A 17,006-nucleotide genomic window follows, 5' to 3' on the forward strand; every position below is an offset into this window, starting at 1 on the left:
CGGTCGGTCACACTGCCAGACTGGTCCACGACTTCGGGCGGGCCCGCGCTCGCCCTTCTCACCCAAGAGGCTTTCCCCACTGTGCTGCATCCCCCGGGGGCCAACCCCCGGACCCCCGGCAGGGTCCGGAGCGGGCCGACAACACCTACACGAGGCAAGGATTCGTGAACTTCACGCGCTGGAGCGCCCGGCTCCCCGGAACGCAGCGCCGCGCCGCAGCGCGGACCGACCACACGGTCACCCCGGACCGGCGGGGAGAAGGCTCCGTGCCCGCGGCCCGCGCCGAGCAGCTCACCGACGAGCCACCGCCGGTCCCCGCCGTCGAGGACCTCCCCGTCCGCGAGGTCCTCGACCGCGTCCCGGCCCTCGTCGCCCTGGTGCACGGCCCCGACCAGCGCATCGCGTACGTCAACGACGCCTACGCAGCCGCCTTCGGCACCCGCCCCCTGGGCGCCCCGGCCCGGGAGGCCCTCCCCGAGCTGGACGAACTGGGCCTGCTCCCGCTCCTCGACCAGGTCCTGCGCAGCGGCAAGCCCCGCACCCTCAAGTCCCGCAAGGCACCCGGCGGCCGCTCGTACACGTTCACGTGCACCCCGGTCGCCGTGAGCGCCGACACCGCCGAGGGCGGCGTCCTGATCTTCGCCACCGACGTCACCGACCACGCCGAGGCCGCCGAACGCCTCCGCGCCAGCGAACGCCGCCAGCGCGAGACAGCAGTGACCCTGCAGCGCTCCTTGCTCCCACAGGAGCTGGAGGAGCCCGACGACCTGCGCATCGCCGCCACCTACCAGCCCGGCGGCACCGAGGCGGCGGTCGGCGGCGACTGGTACGACGTGATCACCCTCGGCGGCGGCCGCACCGCCCTGGTCATCGGCGACGTCATGGGCCGAGGCGTCAGGGCAGCAGCGGTCATGGGCCAACTCCGCACGGCCGTCCGCGCGTACGCCCGCCTCGACCTGCCCCCGCACGAGGTTCTCCAGCTCCTGGACGGCCTCGCCACGGAGATCGACGCGAACCAGATCGCCACCTGCGTGTACGCCATCTTCGACCCGAACGAGGGCCGCCTGGTCTACGCCTCGGCAGGCCACCTCCCGATCCTCGTCCGCGACGAGACGGGCGCGGTCCAGCGCGCCGACGAACCCACCGGCCCCCCGCTCGGCACCGGCGGCTGGATCCACTCCTCGGGCTCGATCCCCCTCAGCCCCGGCTCCACGGCGGTCCTCTACACGGACGGCCTGGTGGAACGCCGGGACGAGGACCTCGACGAGGGAATCGCCTCCCTGGAGCGCGCCCTGGCCGGCGCCACCGGCACTCCCCAGGTCGTCTGCGACCGCCTGGTCCGCTCGCTCGGCGTCACCGCCGACCACGACGACGACGTAGCCGTCCTGGTCCTCCAGCACCCGGCCCGCACCGGCCCGGCCGGCGACCTCTTCCGCAACGCGGCCCTGGAGCTGCTCGGCGGAGTCGAAGCGGCCCCACGCGCGCGTGCCTTCGCCTCCGGAGTCCTCACCAGCTGGCGCTTCCCCACCGAACTCCACGACCTGGGCGTCCTGGCGGCAAGCGAACTGGTCGCCAACAGCCTCCAGCACGGCACCCCACCCATGCGCCTACGCCTCCGCCGCACGGACCGCCGCCTCATCGTCGAAGTGACGGACGGCGACGACCACTTGCCCCGCCGCCGCCGCGCGGAACCGGCCGACGAGTCGGGCAGAGGCATCGCGATCGTCGCGACGATCGCCTCGAACTGGGGCTCCCGCCGCACACCGGGCGGAGGCAAGGCCGTCTGGTGCGAGTTCGTACTCCCCAAGACGCCCCCGGCGTGACCTACGCCTCGACCCCGACCGGCTCCACACTCCCGCGAGCGACGACCAGACTCCCCTTCGCCCGCCAAGGCTGATCCTGTACGGCGGTCAACTGCCGCCCCAGCTTCACGGCGAGCAGGCTGATCCCCAGCGAGAACAAGAAGAACGTCACGACATACGGCCCCGGCAGCGAAGCCCCGAGCGGCCCGCCCACCGCGGGCCCGACAGCCAGCGCGAGCTGCTTGACGAGGGCGAAGGCCGAGTTGTACTGCCCGGCCATCCCCTCCGGCGCCAGATCGGCCACCAGCGGAGCGACGGTCGGCGACAACATCGCCTCCCCCAGCCCGAACAGCGCGTACGTCGACACGAAGGCCGCCGTAGCCATCTCCTGACTCCCGTGCCCGAGCCCCGCGAACCCGGCCGTGACCCAGGCCAGCGCCCAGATCATTCCTACGGCCGCGATCACGCGCGAGCGCCGACGCCGCTCGACGAACTTCAGCACCGCGAACTGCGCGACGACGATCATCGCGGTGTTCGCGGCCAGCGCCGTCCCGAGCGCGGACGTGGAAATACCGGCGGCCTCGACCCCGTACGCACTCAGCCCGGACTCGAACTGCCCGTAGCAGGCGAAGAACAGCACGAAGCCGAGCACGCTCAGCTGCACCATGGCCCGGTTGCCGAGCAACTGCTTCCAGGCGCCCTTGGCGGACGACTGCGCGGGAGCGTCACCGATGACCGGCGAGTGCGGCATCCGTACGGTCGCCATCACACCGGCGAGCACCAGGAACATCGCCGACTCGATCCCGAAGAGCAGCGTGAACGAGGACGCGCTGGTCGTGTCGACCAGATGACCGCCGATGAGCCCGCCGGCACCGAGCCCGAGGTTCTGCAGAAAGAACTGCATGGCAAAGGCACGCGAGCGCGTGTCCGCCGTAGAACACTCCACGATCATCGTGGCGAGCGCCGGCTGCATCACGGCCTGCCCGGCCCCGAGCGCGGCAGCCGACAGCAACACAGCGGTCGCACTCCCCGCCAGCCCCAGACTCATCGACCCTACGGCGGCCAGAACCAGGGCGACGAGGAGAACCGGTCGGGGACCGCGCCGGACGATGGCTCGCCCGGCGAACGGCAGCACGATCAGCGCGGCCACGGCGAAGACGGCGAGTACGAGACCCGCCGTCATGGCTCCAAGGCCCCGCACCTGCGCCACATAGACGTACAGGTAGGGGACCGTGAAGCCGAGCCCGAACGCGCTGAGTGCGTTTCCCACGTGGATCCGGCGCATCGCTGCGCCCATCGCCCTGGTCACGTTCACCTCAATCATGTGAGTTGGTCAGTCTCGGTACTACTTAGAGCCGAAGACTTCGAAGCTAAAGTTAGAAGCTAAACAGTACACCTAGAAGGACTTCAACGCCAAGCAGCCCCGTGCCATACTGACGCCCATGGGCGACACCCCCAGCACCCTCGGCGAACCGACACTCGATGAGCAGATCGCCGCCTACCAGCGCGAGTTCCACGACCTCGACCCCCAGGTCGAGAAGATCGTCTCGGCCCTGGGCCGCCTGAACCGCCGAATGAACGTCGCGTACGGCCGCCAGACCGCGAACCTCGGCATCAGCAACGCCGAGTGGGAGGTCCTCAAGGCCCTCGTCCTTTCCGGTGCCCCCTACCGGATGGGCCCGAGCGACCTCGCGAAGCGCCTCGGCCTGACGCCGGCCGCGATGACTCACCGGATCGACCGCATGGTCGCGGAGGGTCTGGTCACCCGGGAGCGGGACGAGTCCAACCGCGTGCGCGTGATCGTGGAACTGACGCCCGAGGGCCGCGGCAAGTGGCTGGAGGCGATGCGGATGGCGACGATCTTCGAGGGCGAGCTCCTCCAGGACCTGTCCCAGGAGGAACGCGCCGCCCTCGGCGAGGTCCTCACCCGCCTGCTGCGCAGGGTGGAGCACGCTCAGCCGGACGCCGGCGGCCGACTCAGCGACCTCGACTGACCCCGGCTGACCCCGGCTGACCTCGGTCGATCCCTCGGCGGGTCTCGCCATAAAAGATCTTGACAGAGGATGCTTGACACGCCCCTGTTCGATCCGTAAAGTTCTTCGGGTTGCCGCCGAGCCGTAACGGTTCTCCGGCAGCACCTCCGCCGCGACAGCGGCAACCCAAACCAACCGCACGATCTCCCAACGGGATTGATTTCGGCGTGCCCGAATTCAATTCGATTTGGGCTCGGCTGTGTTCGATCAGGTCACTAGGACTCGATTGGAACTCCGCCGGGGGAATCGGCTAAGGTTTGAGACGTCGGAACGGCCCAAGGGCCGGGATGGCAAGCCCCGCTGACTGGGAGTCAGGCCCGAAAGGATCTGATAGAGTCGGAACCGCCGGAAAGGGAAACGCGGAAGCGGAAACCTGGAAAGCACCGAGGAAATCGGAACCGGAAACGGTCTGATAGAGTCGGAAACGCAAGACCGAAGGGAAGCCCGGAGGAAAGCCCGAGAGGGTGAGTACAAAGGAAGCGTCCGTTCCTTGAGAACTCAACAGCGTGCCAAAAATCAACGCCAGATATGTTGATACCCCGTCTCCGGCCATCACGGCTGGGGCGAGGTTCCTTTGAAGAAAACATACAGCGAGGACGCTGTGAACGGTCGGGCTTATTCCGCCTGACTGTTCCGCTCTCGTGTGTGTGGTCCCGATTACGGGAAAACATTCACGGAGAGTTTGATCCTGGCTCAGGACGAACGCTGGCGGCGTGCTTAACACATGCAAGTCGAACGATGAACCACTTCGGTGGGGATTAGTGGCGAACGGGTGAGTAACACGTGGGCAATCTGCCCTGCACTCTGGGACAAGCCCTGGAAACGGGGTCTAATACCGGATAATACTCCTGCACTCATGTGTGGGGGTTAAAAGCTCCGGCGGTGCAGGATGAGCCCGCGGCCTATCAGCTTGTTGGTGAGGTAATGGCTCACCAAGGCGACGACGGGTAGCCGGCCTGAGAGGGCGACCGGCCACACTGGGACTGAGACACGGCCCAGACTCCTACGGGAGGCAGCAGTGGGGAATATTGCACAATGGGCGAAAGCCTGATGCAGCGACGCCGCGTGAGGGATGACGGCCTTCGGGTTGTAAACCTCTTTCAGCAGGGAAGAAGCGAAAGTGACGGTACCTGCAGAAGAAGCGCCGGCTAACTACGTGCCAGCAGCCGCGGTAATACGTAGGGCGCAAGCGTTGTCCGGAATTATTGGGCGTAAAGAGCTCGTAGGCGGCTTGTCACGTCGGGTGTGAAAGCCCGGGGCTTAACCCCGGGTCTGCATTCGATACGGGCTAGCTAGAGTGTGGTAGGGGAGATCGGAATTCCTGGTGTAGCGGTGAAATGCGCAGATATCAGGAGGAACACCGGTGGCGAAGGCGGATCTCTGGGCCATTACTGACGCTGAGGAGCGAAAGCGTGGGGAGCGAACAGGATTAGATACCCTGGTAGTCCACGCCGTAAACGGTGGGAACTAGGTGTTGGCGACATTCCACGTCGTCGGTGCCGCAGCTAACGCATTAAGTTCCCCGCCTGGGGAGTACGGCCGCAAGGCTAAAACTCAAAGGAATTGACGGGGGCCCGCACAAGCAGCGGAGCATGTGGCTTAATTCGACGCAACGCGAAGAACCTTACCAAGGCTTGACATACACCGGAAAGCATTAGAGATAGTGCCCCCCTTGTGGTCGGTGTACAGGTGGTGCATGGCTGTCGTCAGCTCGTGTCGTGAGATGTTGGGTTAAGTCCCGCAACGAGCGCAACCCTTGTCCTGTGTTGCCAGCGTGCCCTTCGGGGTGACGGGGACTCACAGGAGACCGCCGGGGTCAACTCGGAGGAAGGTGGGGACGACGTCAAGTCATCATGCCCCTTATGTCTTGGGCTGCACACGTGCTACAATGGCCGGTACAATGAGCTGCGATACCGTGAGGTGGAGCGAATCTCAAAAAGCCGGTCTCAGTTCGGATTGGGGTCTGCAACTCGACCCCATGAAGTCGGAGTTGCTAGTAATCGCAGATCAGCATTGCTGCGGTGAATACGTTCCCGGGCCTTGTACACACCGCCCGTCACGTCACGAAAGTCGGTAACACCCGAAGCCGGTGGCCCAACCTCCTTGTGGGGAGGGAGCTGTCGAAGGTGGGACTGGCGATTGGGACGAAGTCGTAACAAGGTAGCCGTACCGGAAGGTGCGGCTGGATCACCTCCTTTCTAAGGAGCACTTCTTACCGATCCCTTCGGGGTGAGGTCAGAGGCCAGTACATCGGCGAATGTCCGGTGCTGGTTGCTCAAGGGTGGAACGTTGATTATTCGGTGTCGCCGTCCGTCTCGGACTGCAAGTACTGCCCTTTTGGGGGCGTGGAAAGCTGATCAGAGCGGTGGGGATGCCGGGCACGCTGTTGGGTGTCTGAGGGCACGGCCGAGAGGCTGCCTTCAGTGCCGACCCCGGTAAAAATCTGCTTCGGTGGGTTGTGACGGGTGGTTGGTCGTTGTTTGAGAACTGCACAGTGGACGCGAGCATCTGTGGCCAAGTTTTTAAGGGCGCACGGTGGATGCCTTGGCACCAGGAACCGATGAAGGACGTGGGAGGCCACGATAGTCCCCGGGGAGTCGTCAACCAGGCTTTGATCCGGGGGTTTCCGAATGGGGAAACCCGGCAGTCGTCATGGGCTGTCACCCTTGCCTGAACACATAGGGCAAGTGGAGGGAACGCGGGGAAGTGAAACATCTCAGTACCCGCAGGAAGAGAAAACAACCGTGATTCCGGGAGTAGTGGCGAGCGAAACCGGATGAGGCCAAACCGTATGCGTGTGAGACCCGGCAGGGGTTGCGTATACGGGGTTGTGGGATCTCTCTTCTGTCGTCTGCCGGCGACAGGACGAGTCAGAAACCGTTGATGTAGGCGAAGGACATGCGAAAGGTCCGGCGTAGAGGGTAAGACCCCCGTAGTCGAAACATCAACGGCTCGTTTGAGAGACACCCAAGTAGCACGGGGCCCGAGAAATCCCGTGTGAATCTGGCGGGACCACCCGCTAAGCCTAAATATTCCCTGGTGACCGATAGCGGATAGTACCGTGAGGGAATGGTGAAAAGTACCGCGGGAGCGGAGTGAAATAGTACCTGAAACCGTGTGCCTACAAGCCGTGGGAGCGTCGCGCATCAAGTTTACTTGGTGCGTCGTGACTGCGTGCCTTTTGAAGAATGAGCCTGCGAGTTTGCGGTGTGTTGCGAGGTTAACCCGTGTGGGGAAGCCGTAGCGAAAGCGAGTCCGAATAGGGCGGTTTAGTAGCGCGCTCAAGACCCGAAGCGGAGTGATCTAGCCATGGGCAGGTTGAAGCGGAGGTAAGACTTCGTGGAGGACCGAACCCACCAGGGTTGAAAACCTGGGGGATGACCTGTGGTTAGGGGTGAAAGGCCAATCAAACTCCGTGATAGCTGGTTCTCCCCGAAATGCATTTAGGTGCAGCGTCGTGTGTTTCTTGCCGGAGGTAGAGCACTGGATAGGCGATGGGCCCTACCGGGTTACTGACCTTAGCCAAACTCCGAATGCCGGTAAGTGAGAGCACGGCAGTGAGACTGTGGGGGATAAGCTCCATGGTCGAGAGGGAAACAGCCCAGAGCATCGACTAAGGCCCCTAAGCGTACGCTAAGTGGGAAAGGATGTGGAGTCGCAGAGACAACCAGGAGGTTGGCTTAGAAGCAGCCACCCTTGAAAGAGTGCGTAATAGCTCACTGGTCTAGTGATTCCGCGCCGACAATGTAGCGGGGCTCAAGCGTACCGCCGAAGTCGTGTCATTCATACAATAGGGCCAACGCCTGTATGGATGGGTAGGGGAGCGTCGTGTGCCGGGTGAAGCCGCAGCGGAAGCTAGTGGTGGACGGTTCACGAGTGAGAATGCAGGCATGAGTAGCGATACACACGTGAGAAACGTGTGCGCCGATTGACTAAGGGTTCCTGGGTCAAGCTGATCTGCCCAGGGTAAGTCGGGACCTAAGGCGAGGCCGACAGGCGTAGTCGATGGATAACCGGTTGATATTCCGGTACCCGCTGTGAAGCGTCAAACATCGAGCATCGTGATGCTAAGGCCGTGAAGCCGTTCCGGACCCTTCGGGGAATGGAAAGTGGTGGAGCCGCCGGCCCAAGCGGTTAGTAGGTGAGTGATGGGGTGACGCAGGAAGGTAGTCCATCCCGGGCGGTGGTTGTCCCGGGGTAAGGGTGTAGGACGTGGTCTAGGCAAATCCGGATCACACATAGTCTGAGACCTGATGCCGAGCCGATTGTGGTGAAGTGGATGATCCTATGCTGTCGAGAAAAGCCTCTAGCGAGTTTCATGGCGGCCCGTACCCTAAACCGACTCAGGTGGTCAGGTAGAGAATACCGAGGCGTTCGGGTGAACTATGGTTAAGGAACTCGGCAAAATGCCCCCGTAACTTCGGGAGAAGGGGGGCCATCACCGGTGAGAGGACTTGCTCCTTGAGCTGGGGGTGGCCGCAGAGACCAGCGAGAAGCGACTGTTTACTAAAAACACAGGTCCGTGCGAAGCCGTAAGGCGATGTATACGGACTGACGCCTGCCCGGTGCTGGAACGTTAAGGGGACCGGTTAGTCCAACTTCGGTTGGGCGAAGCTGAGAACTTAAGCGCCAGTAAACGGCGGTGGTAACTATAACCATCCTAAGGTAGCGAAATTCCTTGTCGGGTAAGTTCCGACCTGCACGAATGGCGTAACGACTTCTCGACTGTCTCAACCATAGGCCCGGTGAAATTGCACTACGAGTAAAGATGCTCGTTTCGCGCAGCAGGACGGAAAGACCCCGGGACCTTTACTACAGTTTGATATTGGTGTTCGGTTCGGCTTGTGTAGGATAGCTGGGAGACTGTGAAGCTTGGACGCCAGTTCAGGTGGAGTCGTCGTTGAAATACCAGTCTGGTCGTGCTGGATGTCTAACCTGGGTCCGTGATCCGGATCAGGGACAGTGTCTGATGGGTAGTTTAACTGGGGCGGTTGCCTCCTAAAGAGTAACGGAGGCGCCCAAAGGTTCCCTCAGCCTGGTTGGCAATCAGGTGTTGAGTGTAAGTGCACAAGGGAGCTTGACTGTGAGACCGACGGGTCGAGCAGGGACGAAAGTCGGGACTAGTGATCCGGCGGTGGCTTGTGGAAGCGCCGTCGCTCAACGGATAAAAGGTACCCCGGGGATAACAGGCTGATCTTCCCCAAGAGTCCATATCGACGGGATGGTTTGGCACCTCGATGTCGGCTCGTCGCATCCTGGGGCTGGAGTCGGTCCCAAGGGTTGGGCTGTTCGCCCATTAAAGCGGTACGCGAGCTGGGTTTAGAACGTCGTGAGACAGTTCGGTCCCTATCCGCTGCGCGCGCAGGAACATTGAGAAGGGCTGTCCCTAGTACGAGAGGACCGGGACGGACGAACCTCTGGTGTGCCAGTTGTTCTGCCAAGGGCATGGCTGGTTGGCTACGTTCGGGAGGGATAACCGCTGAAAGCATCTAAGCGGGAAGCCTGCTTCGAGATGAGTGTTCCCACCCCCTTGAGGGGTTAAGGCTCCCAGTAGACGACTGGGTTGATAGGCCGGATCTGGAAGGCGGGTAACCGCTGGAGGTGACCGGTACTAATAGGCCGAGGGCTTGTCCTCAGTTGCTCGCGTCCACTGTGTTGGTTCTGAAACCACGAACAACCCCATGTCCAGGGCCACTGGGTGTGGTGCGGTTGATGTGTTTCATAGTGTTTCGGTGGTCATAGCGTGAGGGAAACGCCCGGTTACATTCCGAACCCGGAAGCTAAGCCTTACAGCGCCGATGGTACTGCAGGGGGGACCCTGTGGGAGAGTAGGACGCCGCCGAACAAATATTGCGAAAACCCCCGTACCGTTAATTCGGTACGGGGGTTTTCTGCGTTTCGGCTACCGTGGCTGGCATGAACTACAAGATCCGGTCGATACGCGCCGACGAGTGGGCCGCGGCGAAGGAGCTGCGGCTCGTCGCCCTGCAGGATCCCGTCGCGCACCTTGCCTTCCTGGAGACCTACGACACGGCGCTGGCTCAGCCGGACTCCTTCTATCAGGAGCGGGCCGTAGGGGCTGCCGAAGGTGCTGAGAAGGCTCAGCAGGTCATTGCCGAGGGGCCGGACGGGGAGTGGGTCGGGACGGTGACCGTGCTGCTTGAGGAGGCCGGGACCGTTGACTGGGCCGGCTTCGCGGTCGAGCGGAAGCAGGGGCACCTCGTCGGTGTGTTCGTGCGGCCGGAGGTGCGGGGCATCGGGCTGACCGAGGTGCTCTTCGACGCGGCGCTGGAGTGGGCCTGGGGGCGCGGGGTCGAGCGGGTGCGGCTCATCGTGCACGAGGACAACGAACGGGCCCGGCGGTTCTACGGCAAGATCGGCTTCGTACCCACTGGCGTCACCGTGCCGCTCGGCGGGAACGCGGATGAGCGGGAGCTGGAGATGGTGGTCGAGCGGCCGTAGCTGTGGGTCTGTAGGGGGCGTAACTGCCCTTGCTAGACCGGTAGTTCGTGGTGGGGCCAGCGAGCCCTGGCCTGTTCTCTGGAGCGGAGGAGGGCCAGGGTCGGCAGGCCTCGGTCCGCGCCTGTGGCCAGGAGTTCCGGGAGTTGGGGGAGCGGGGCCACGGCGGCGACGTCGTCCAGGACAAGCGTCATTGGTGGGTCGAGGCGACCGGCCGATGACCGTTCGGCCATGTGCCGGCCGCGCTCGACCACGCTTGATGCGAGGGCGGTGAGGAGAGGCATCGCGCCCGGGTTCGTACGGGGGTCCTCGATGGATTCACCGACCAGATAAAGCGTGCCCCCTTCGTTCGCGAAGGAATCCAAGGAGAGGGCGTCAGTTCGGTTGGGTGTGCAGGCTTCGCGGATGTTGACCGTGAAGAGGGAGGAGAGCGCGCGGCTCGTCAACTCCTGGGCGATGTCCCGGCGTTCGGGGTGGGACGTGAGGGCCGCCTCCAGTTCGCCTGCCGCGCCGGGGGCTGCCTTGGGGTTGGTGCGGAGGATTCTCACCGCGTCCTGGACCTGGGTGCCCTGGGACCAGCGGTGGACGTGGCGGATGGTGCGGCCGTCGATGGCGGCGGCGTGCAGGTAGCTGCGGAGGAGTGTCTCGGCTGTGTCCGCTACCGCCTGGTCGATCTTTGCCGTGGGTCTTACCGGGGTGAGGAGGGCGGTGGCTCTTTTCACCGCTGTTTGTTTGTCCTCGCAGCCCGTTGTGGGGGACCAGTGGAGGCGGGCCGGGGTGTCGCAGAGGTGGGTGGGGTCGTAGAGGAGGACCGGGCCCAGTTTGGCTCGGGCGTCTTTGGTGTCCTGCCAGACCGTCTTGTTCGACGTGACTACCAGGGCTGGGCCTTCCGCGTCCCGTACGGCCTGGGTGGCTCTGGTCTGGCGGCTTTCCGCCGTTGCCAGAAAGACTTTTTCCCACTCACCCACCCGTTCGCCGTTCACTGGAAAGGCTGAGGAGAGGGGCGCTGCGGGCGGCGCCTGTTCGAGGGTGACCGTCGGCTGCGGCTGCGGCTGCGGCTGCGGCTGGGGTTCGGGTTCGGGGCGTTGTATCGGTACCTCGTTGACCTCTGGAACCGGTACCGCCCTGCCCCTCGCCCGTACCGCCCGCCATCTCGCCAGCGTGCCCATCACGAACACCGTCAGGACGACCAGGATCATCAACTGGCCGATGAACAGGCCCCAGAAGAGGCCGTAGCCGGAGAACTCGGCGGGTGGGGACTGGGGCCAGGCGCCGGCGATGTCGTGTGGTTGGGCGATCAGGTGGCGCATGGCCGTCGGGGTGCGGGCGAAGGTCACGCCGGTCGGCCAACTGCCCTTGGAGGACAGGGCGGCCAGGCCCGTCGCCGACCACACCAGCAGCGTCATGCCGATGAGGAACGCGAGCAGGCCCACCAACAGGCCGTCGGGGATGCCCCCTTGGCGCTCGCGTCCACCGTCGTCCGGTCTCATGTCATGCCACCGCCGTTCACGCCACCGTGGACTCGGAGGAGCCGTCGAGATCGCTCAACTGTTGTTCCATGAAGGCCGCCGCGCGTTCCTCGGCCTCCAACTCGGCGGCGCGCAGGGCGTCGTCCGTCACTTCCTGGTCGTGTTCGCGCGAGGACTGGGTCATCGCGCGGTCGGTGAAGACGAGCGGGCGTTCCGTCTCGGTGATCAGGTGTTTGACCACCTGGACGTTGCCGTTGACGTCCCAGACCGCGATGCCGGGGGTGAGGGTGGGGATGATCTCCACTGCCCAGCGTGGCAACCCCAACACCCGCCCGGTTGCCCGGGCTTCGTCCGCTTTTTGGGCGTAGATCGTTCGCGTCGAGGCCATTTTCAGGATCGCTGCCGCTTCCTTTGCGGCAGCCCCGTCAACCACGTCCGACAAGTGGTGGACCACCGCCACGAACGACAGGCCCAGGCGGCGGCCGAACTTCAGCAGGCGCTGGAAGAGTTGGGCCACGAAGGGGCTGTTGATGATGTGCCAGGCCTCCTCGACCAGGAAGATGCGCTTCTTCCGGTCGGGGCGGATCCAGGTGTGCTCGAGCCAGACGCCGACGATCGCCATCAGGATGGGCATGGCGATGGAGTTGCGGTCGATGTGGGACAGGTCGAAGACGATCAGGGGCGCATCCAGGTCGATGCCCACCGTTGTCGGGCCGTCGAACATGCCGCGGAGGTCACCGTCGACCAGGCGGTCGATGACCAGGGCGACGTCCAGGCCCCATGCCCGTACGTCGTCTATGGCGACGTTCATCGCCTCGGCCGACTCCGGTTCGGGGTGCCGGAGTTGCTCGACGATGTCCATGAGGACCGGCTGGCGTTCGACGATCGTCTCGTTGACGTAGGCGTGCGCCACCTTCAGCGCGAAGCCCGAGCGTTCGTCGAGGCCGTGGCCCATCGCCACCTCGATGATCGTTCGGAGCAGGGCGAGTTGGCCTGTCGTCGTGATCGCCGGGTCGAGGGGGTTGAGGCGGATTCCCATGTCCAGGGCGGCAGTTGGGTCCAGGCGGATAGGAGTTATCCCCAACTCCTCCGCGATCAGGTTCCATTCGCCGACGCCGTCCTCGCCCTGGGCGTCCAGGACTACCACCTGGCGGTCGCGGAAGCGCAGTTGTCGTAGGACGTACGTCTTCTCCAGGGCCGACTTACCGTTGCCGGACTCGCCCAGCACCAGCCAGTGGGGGGCGGGGAGTTGCTGGCCGTAGAGCTGGAAGGGGTCGTAGATGTAGCCCTTGCCGGAGTAGACCTCGCGGCCGATGATGACGCCCGAGTCGCCCAACCCGGGTGCGGCCGTGGGCAGGTAGACCGCCTGGGCCTGGCCCGTCGAGGTGCGGACCGGGAGGCGGGTGGACTCGATCTTTCCGAAGAGGAAGGACGTGAAGGCGTCGGTGAGGACGGACAGCGGATCCCGCATCTGAGCCCTACCTCCGGATGCCGGTGGCGAACGGCAGTGTGTTCACAAACGCGCGGTGGTGCTCGCGGTCGCACCACTCCAGCTTCAGATACGACTTGCCGGCGGACGCCCTTATCGTGCGCTTGTCGCGCGCGAGGGCCTCGGGATTGCGGGAGGAGACGGTGATGTAGCCGACCAGGTTCACCCCGGCCGCGCCGCTCGCCAGGTCCTCGCCGCGCTGGTCCATGCGGCCGTGGGCGGCCACGTCACGGGGGTCGACGGTGCGGTTCATCTTGGCGGCGCGGGAGGCGTCGGCCTCGTCGTTCGTCTTCTCGGTCAGCATGCGCTCGATGGCGATCTCGGTGGGTTCGAGGTCCATCGTGACGGCGACCGTGCGGATCACGTCCGGGGTGTGGACGAGGAGGGGCGCCAGGAAGTTGACTCCGACCGGGGTCATCGGCCACTCCTTCACCCAGGCGGTGGCGTGGCACCACGGCTCGCGGGTCGACGACTCACGGGTCTTCGCCTGGAGGAACGTCGGTTCCATGGCGTCGAGTTCGGCCGGCCAGGCGTTGCGCTTCGTCATCGCCTGGAGGTGGTCGATGGGGTGGTCCGGGTCGTACATGGAGTGGATCAGCGAGGCGAGCCGGCCCTGGCCGAGCGGCTGCCGTACGCGGATGTCGGCTTCCTGGAGACGTGAGCAGATGTCCGTCAACTCGCGCGCCATGACGACCGCGAGGCCCGCGTCGCGGTCCAGCTTGCGGCCCGCGTGCGGGCGGGACGCGCGGGCCATCGCGTGGGCCTCGGCGGAGAGCTCGCGGTTGAAGTGCATGCAGGCGACGAGGTAGGCGCGGTGCTGCTCGCTGCTGGTGGACACCATCGACTGCAGTTGGTCGTACGACTGTTGGAGCCAGGTCAGTGACTTCTCGTCGCCGCGCTGGGCGACGTCCTTGGCGTGGGCGTCCGGGTCGGCGGGGAGCGTGCGGGCGAGCATCTGGATGCGGGTGACGAAGCCGTCGCCGTTCGCCACGTGCTTCAGGAGCGTGCCGAAGCGGTCGACGAGGGCCTCCTGGTCCTCGCTGTCGCGCAGGCCGACGCCCGGGCCCTCGATCTCGATCGCCGCGGTGACCGTACGGCGGTCGGCGTGCAGCAGTACGGCGATCTCGTCCGGGCCGAAGGGGGCGGCCAGCCAGTTGATGCGGCCGATCCCTGGAGGCGGGCCGATCTCCACCTCGCGTCCGTCGAGGTGGACGCCGGCCTCCATGACGGAGGAGCGGTACGTCGTGCCGTTGCGCAGGGTTCGCTTGTAACTGCGGTTGATCTCGAACCACTTGTAGAACGTACGGCGCTTGTACGGCACGTAGACCGCCATCAGCGCCAGCATCGGGAAGCCCGTCAGGAGCACGATGCGCAGGGACAGGACGGGGACGAGGAGTCCGCTCATCATGCCGAGGAACGCGCCCACGATGATGAGCGCGATCTCGCCGGTCTCGCGATTCTTGCCGACGATCGCGTTCGGCCGGGCACGGCCGATGAGATATGTCCGGCGGGGCGTGATCGGATGGGACAGGTGGGACTCTGTCGTCAACGCCCTTCACCTCCCGTGCGGTTGTTGCGGGCGTTGCTGGCGTGCGGGGTGTTCGCCGGGCTCTGGCGGGGCGGGGGCGCGGCGGAGGGGACGGCTCCGCCGCCGCCGCTCGACGGGCGGCTGCTGTGGGCCGCGACGCCGCCGGAGACCGGGTTGGACGGGCGGGCGCCGCCGCCGGACGAGGACTGGCCGCCCCCGCCGTCGTTCGTGCGGGCGCTGTGGGTCTTGATGCCCTGGGCGACCATGGTGGCCGGGGAGCTGATGACCGCGGCGGCCTTGCCCTCGGCGCCCTGCATGATGCGGTTGTTGCGGCCGCCGGCGATCTCGTCGCCGAAGCCGGGGACGAAGCGGTAGATCATCGCGCTGGCGAAGATGGCGAGCAGGATGATCGCGAGGCCGGAGACGACGGCGGAGAACGAGTCCGGGCCGTCGGCGGTGGACAGCGCGCCGGCCAGGCCCAGCACGATCACGATGACCGGTTTGACCAGGATCACCGCGATCATGATGCCGGCCCAGCGGCGGACGTGGCCCCACAGGTTCTTGTCGACGAGGCCCGCGTAGACGACGGTGCCGAGGAGGGCGCCGACGTAGAGGAGGGCGGCGCGGATGACGAGCTCCAGCCAGAGGACGCCGGCGGCGAGGATGCTGACCAGGGAGACCACGATCAGCATGATCGGGCCGCCGCCGATGTTGTTGCCCTTGGCGAGGGCGCCGGAGAAGTTTCCGAAGAAGGTGTCCGTCTGGTTGCCGGTGGTTTTCGCTAGGACCTGGGTGATTCCGTCGGTGGCGGAGACGACCGTGTACAGGATCAGGGGGGTGAACGCGGAGGCGATGACCGTGAGCCAGAGGAAGCCGATGGCCTCGGAGATCGCGGTGGTGAGGGGGACGCCTCGGACCGCGCGCTTCGCTACCGCGAGGAGCCACAGGAGGAGCGTGAGGATCGTCGACGCGGCGAAGACCACGGCGTACTGCTGAAGGAACCTGGGGTTCGTGAAGTCGACGTTCGCCGTCTCCTTGACGGCGTCGCTGAGCTTGTCGATGGTCCAGGAGGCGGCTTCGGCGCAGCCCTTTCCCAGGGAGGAGAGGGGGTCGAGGGTGTCGGTGACCCCTGGGTCGGTGGTGGTGCTCTTCTGGTTGCCGCGTTCGCAGTACTTCTTGGCCTCGCCGACGATGAGCTTGCAGGAGTCGGCGCTCTTGGACGTGGTGGGCGACGGACTGGGGGTCGCGGCCACGGCATGGGTGGCCAGCAGCACGAGGGACGTCTGTACGGCGGTCACGGCTCCGGCGAGCCTGAGCACGCGTTGCGGGTTACCGGGCATACGTGAACCCTCCGTACTCGTCGATGGCCTTGCTGATCTCGTCCGAGGTGGCGGCCGTGTCGTCGCCGGGTACCGGGGCGGGGCCGTCCTTCTGGGAGTCCGTGACGATCTTCCAGTCGCCGTTGGACCACTGAAGGTCGAAGGTCCAGGTCTTCCACGAGGTGGTGACGGGGTCGGTCGAGGTCTGCCCGGACATGCCGATGAGCCCCACGTACCAGACCGCGACCCTCGCGTCGGTGTCGCTGTACTGCTGGACGGTCGTGCCCACCGGGATCGCGCGGGAGACGAACGTGCTGCCGGTCGGTGCGTTGCCGTTGGCGTCGAGGCCCAACTTGCCGAGAAAGTCGGCCGAGTAGGCCTGATCCATCGGACCCGTCAGCTTGCTCGCGGCAGCGGACGTGTAGAGGGAGTTCACGAGCGAGTGCCGGATCTCCTTCTGGAACATGCCGGTCGAGCCCAGCGACACGGAGTAGTTCGCTGCCGCCGACTGCGCCCCTTGTTGGGTGCGCGCGAAGCCCGACGGAATCCCCCCGGTCTTCGTCTCCACCGGCTTCGTCCCGCTCGCCGCCGTGGACGCCGCGTCCGGCTTCGAGCCGCTCGACGTGGTGCTGTCGTTCGACGACGACGTGCCGTCGCCGCGGTTGGCGAAGGCGATCGCGGCGATGAGGAGGACGACGACTCCGACGACCGTCACCAGGCTTTTCGAGGAGGAGGGTCTGCCGCCGCGGCGGGCGCCGCCGTAGACGTCGCCCGTTCCCTGGGGGTAGCGGGTGCGGGTCTGGCCGGTGCCGCCGTAACCGCCGGAGGTCTCGTGCTCGTCTCCGGGACTCATGCCGGGTACGCCCCTTCGCCGTCGTCCAGAAACACCTGGATGTACGACGGTAGC

At 65.3% G+C, this 17,006-nt stretch carries 9 protein-coding genes and 3 rRNA genes; 6 read left to right on the plus strand and 6 right to left on the minus strand.

Annotated elements, in window-relative coordinates; translation table 11 throughout:
• Positions 1-164 precede the first annotated feature (164 nt).
• A complete protein-coding gene (locus tag OG504_RS28595; RefSeq protein ID WP_405992370.1) occupies positions 165-1,823 on the plus strand; it encodes a SpoIIE family protein phosphatase in 1,659 nt (552 codons plus the stop codon).
• Between the two features lies 1 nt (position 1,824).
• Here the strand turns inward: OG504_RS28595 and OG504_RS28600 are convergent, their stop codons facing one another.
• The gene (locus tag OG504_RS28600) at positions 1,825-3,126 is read right to left on the minus strand and encodes an MFS transporter (protein ID WP_405992371.1); all 1,302 of its coding nucleotides are present in this window, start codon (positions 3,124-3,126) and stop codon (positions 1,825-1,827) included.
• A gap of 118 nt (positions 3,127-3,244) precedes the next feature.
• Between OG504_RS28600 and OG504_RS28605 the strand changes: the two genes are divergently transcribed.
• The 5 genes from OG504_RS28605 to OG504_RS28625 all read left to right on the plus strand — a co-directional run bounded on the left by OG504_RS28605 (position 3,245) and on the right by OG504_RS28625 (position 10,297).
• The gene (locus OG504_RS28605) at positions 3,245-3,796 is read left to right on the plus strand and encodes a MarR family winged helix-turn-helix transcriptional regulator (RefSeq protein WP_405992372.1); all 552 of its coding nucleotides are present in this window, start codon (positions 3,245-3,247) and stop codon (positions 3,794-3,796) included.
• A 709-nt stretch (positions 3,797-4,505) separates the two neighbouring features.
• A 16S ribosomal RNA gene (locus OG504_RS28610) occupies positions 4,506-6,033 on the plus strand.
• 314 nt (positions 6,034-6,347) lie between these two features.
• Positions 6,348-9,470 (plus strand): 23S ribosomal RNA (locus OG504_RS28615).
• A 93-nt stretch (positions 9,471-9,563) separates the two neighbouring features.
• Positions 9,564-9,680 (plus strand): 5S ribosomal RNA (rrf, locus tag OG504_RS28620).
• Together the 16S, 23S and 5S rRNA genes form the textbook arrangement of a ribosomal RNA operon.
• Positions 9,681-9,751: 71 nt before the next feature.
• Positions 9,752-10,297, plus strand: a complete 546-nt coding sequence (locus OG504_RS28625; protein ID WP_405992373.1) for a GNAT family N-acetyltransferase — start codon at positions 9,752-9,754, stop codon at positions 10,295-10,297.
• Between the two features lie 32 nt (positions 10,298-10,329).
• Here OG504_RS28625 and OG504_RS28630 read toward each other — a convergent pair whose 3' ends face one another.
• From OG504_RS28630 to OG504_RS28650, 5 genes are read right to left on the minus strand one after another with little or no spacing between them, the layout of a single operon-like run.
• Complete coding sequence (locus OG504_RS28630) at positions 10,330-11,784, minus strand: type IV secretory system conjugative DNA transfer family protein (RefSeq protein WP_405992374.1); 1,455 nt, start codon at positions 11,782-11,784, stop codon at positions 10,330-10,332.
• Positions 11,785-11,800: 16 nt separating this feature from the next.
• On the minus strand, positions 11,801-13,234 hold the full coding sequence (locus OG504_RS28635; RefSeq protein WP_019065414.1) for an ATP-binding protein: 1,434 nt from the start codon (positions 13,232-13,234) through the stop codon (positions 11,801-11,803).
• 7 nt (positions 13,235-13,241) lie between these two features.
• Positions 13,242-14,801, minus strand: coding sequence for an SCO6880 family protein (locus OG504_RS28640; protein WP_366433775.1), 1,560 nt, complete (start codon positions 14,799-14,801; stop codon positions 13,242-13,244).
• Positions 14,798-16,120 (minus strand): hypothetical protein, encoded by a 1,323-nt coding sequence (locus OG504_RS28645; protein ID WP_405992375.1) that lies wholly within the window; start codon positions 16,118-16,120, stop codon positions 14,798-14,800. Before OG504_RS28645 ends, OG504_RS28640 begins: the two co-directional genes overlap by 4 nt.
• Positions 16,110-16,952 carry a hypothetical protein gene (locus tag OG504_RS28650; protein ID WP_405992376.1) on the minus strand — a complete coding sequence of 281 codons (843 nt, stop codon included), beginning with the start codon at positions 16,950-16,952 and terminating at the stop codon, positions 16,110-16,112. Before OG504_RS28650 ends, OG504_RS28645 begins: the two co-directional genes overlap by 11 nt.
• Positions 16,953-17,006: the final 54 nt, after the last annotated feature.

Origin of the sequence: Streptomyces sp. NBC_00986 (assembly GCF_045162565.1) — a bacterium.
In the GTDB taxonomy this organism is placed as follows: domain Bacteria; phylum Actinomycetota; class Actinomycetes; order Streptomycetales; family Streptomycetaceae; genus Streptomyces.